This is a genomic window from Mycobacterium sp., from assembly GCF_049683935.1.
Lineage (GTDB): Bacteria > Actinomycetota > Actinomycetes > Mycobacteriales > Mycobacteriaceae > Mycobacterium.
Genome location: NZ_JBAUJR010000505.1, coordinates 1 through 2424, shown reverse-complemented (window position 1 = coordinate 2424; position 2424 = coordinate 1). Strand labels below are relative to the sequence as shown.

At 69.0% G+C, this 2424-nt stretch carries 2 protein-coding genes; both read right to left on the bottom strand.

Annotated elements, in window-relative coordinates; genetic code table 11:
• Window positions 1-1693: molybdopterin-dependent oxidoreductase (locus WA965_RS28835; protein ID WP_526448285.1), on the bottom strand; the 1693-nt coding region annotated here is incomplete at its 3' end.
• 18 nt (window positions 1694-1711) lie between these two features.
• Window positions 1712-2338, bottom strand: coding sequence for a hypoxanthine phosphoribosyltransferase (gene hpt / locus WA965_RS28830; protein ID WP_526301780.1), 627 nt, complete (start codon window positions 2336-2338; stop codon window positions 1712-1714).
• Window positions 2339-2424 lie beyond the last annotated feature (86 nt).

The following is a 2424-nucleotide window of genomic DNA, read 5'->3' as shown; positions in this document are numbered from 1 at the left end:
GTGCCGCCTTGAGGCGTTGCAGGGTCAGACCGTCCGGCCGGGCACCGAAGGCGTCGCCGTAGGCCCCGACGCGGAGCATCATGTCGAGACGGCGCTCGTAGCCCGGGCCGTCGTCGAGCATGGCGGTCAACTCGCCGACGTCGCGTCCGGCGACCGGCGACGCCGCGTCGGCGGTCTCCTTGGCCAGCGTGGTCGCGATGACCTGCTCGTCGACGAGCGCAGGGTCGGCGTCGACTCCGATTCCGTAGAGCACCAGGGCGATTCGCGACAGGATCTCGGCTTCGTCGGGACGCCCCTGCAACGCCAGCACAGGTGGTGAATAGCGGGCGTTGTTGCGGACCGCGACGTTGTTCAGGGCGAAGTCGAAGTGCGGGCTGCGCGACGGCGGCGGGGGCGGCAGGACGACGTCGGCGTGGCGGGTGGTCTCGTTGAGGTACGGGTCTACCGAAATCATGAAGCCGATGCCGGCCAGCGCCCTGTCGAGGCGATCGCCGTCCGGGGCGGAGAGCACCGGGTTTCCGGCGATGGTGATCATCGCTTTGATCTGCCCCTCGCCCGGGGTCTCGATCTCCTCGGCCAGCGCCACGACGGGGAATTCCGAGAGCACCTCGGGGTGACCGGAGACCCGGCTGTGCCACCGGCCGGTGGAGAACCCGCGGCCCGGCCGGTGCCCTCGGGGTGCCGGTGCCACGGGCGAGAGCGGGAACATCGCGCCGCCGGGCCGGTCCAGATTCCCGGTGAGGATGTTGACGACGTCCACCAGCCAGCTGCCCAGCGTGCCGAATTCGACCGTGGAGGTGCCCATCCGGCCGTACACGACGGCGGTGGGCGCGGCGGCGAGTTCCCGGGCGAGGGTGCGGATCTCGTCGGCCTCGATCCCGCAGTGCGCCGCGACGACCTCCGGGGTGAAAACGCGGGCGACGTCGCGGACCTCGTCCAGACCGGCCACATGGTCGGCCAGCGCCCCGAGGGTCACCAGATCCTCGTCGAACAGCACGTTGACGACGGCACCCAGCAGTGCCGCGTCGGTGCCGGGTCGCGGCGGCAGGTGCCGGTCGGCGAGTTCGGCGGTGCGGGTGCGGGCGGGGTCGATCACCACGAGCGTGCCACCGCGCTTGCGCAGCTTGCGCAGCTTGCCGCCGAAGTCGGCGGCGGTGGCCAGGCTGCCGTTGGACACCAGCGGGTTCGCCCCGATGACCACCAGATAGTCGGTGCGGTCGAGGTCGGGCACCGTGAACGCGACGGGGCTGCCGAACATCAGGCCCAGCGAGACGTGCTTGGGCATCTGGTCCAGCGTGCTGGCCGAGTAGACCTGGTGGGTACCGAGTCCACGGACGATGAGCGGCGGGTAGAGCGCTCCGGCGACGGTGTGCGCGTTGGGATTACCGAGGTACACCCCGACCGAGGATCCGCCGTGATCGCGGACGACCGCACCGAGGCCGTCGGCGACTGCGGCGAACGCCTCGTCCCACGTCGCCTCGGTCAGGACGCCGTCCCGACGAATCAGTGGCGCGCTCAGGCGGTCCGGGTCGTTGTCGAGTTCGGCGAAACTTGCACCCTTCGGGCAGATGAAGCCCGCACTGAAGACATCGTCGTGGTCACCGCGCGCACCGGTCACCCGCCCGTCGTCGATCGTCAACGTCAGGCCGCAGGTCGCTTCGCACAGTGGACAGATCCGGAGAGCGGTGGTCATCTCCGCATTCTGCGCCGCCTAGTGGTCCTCGTACACCCTCGGGTCGAGAGTGCCGATGTAGGGCAGGTCGCGGTAGCGCTCCGCGTAGTCGAGGCCGTAGCCGACCACGAACTCGTTGGGGATGTCGAACCCGATGAAGTCGATGTCGAGATCGACGCGGACAGCATCGGGCTTACGCAGCAGCGTGCACACCTTGAGTGACCGGGGATGGCGGGTGGCGAGGTTGCGCAGCAACCACTTCAGCGTCAGCCCGGAGTCGACGATGTCCTCGACGATGAGCACGTCCCGGTCGTTGATGTCCCGGTCGAGATCCTTGAGGATGCGCACCACGCCCGAGGACGACGTCGACGAGCCATAGGAGCTGACGGCCATGAACTCCAACTGGGTGGGCAACGGAATCGCCCTGGCCAGATCGGTGACGAACATGACCGCGCCCTTGAGCACCGTGATGAGAAGCAGATCCTGCCCTGAGGACCCGTCCTGGTAGTGAGCGCCTACCAGCGCTCCGAGTTCGGCGGTCTTGGCTTGGATCTGGTCTTCGGACAACAACACCGACTTGATGTCCCCGGGATACAAGTCCGCGGTATGCGCAGGCACGCCCACAGCGTGCCATGCGGTGGCCGGGATGACCAACGTGAGCCTCAGACCGGCTCTCGGTACAGCACCAGCACGCCCTGGCGGCGGCCCGCGAACAGCCGCATCCGGGGTCCCGCGCCGGGCACCGCCACCCC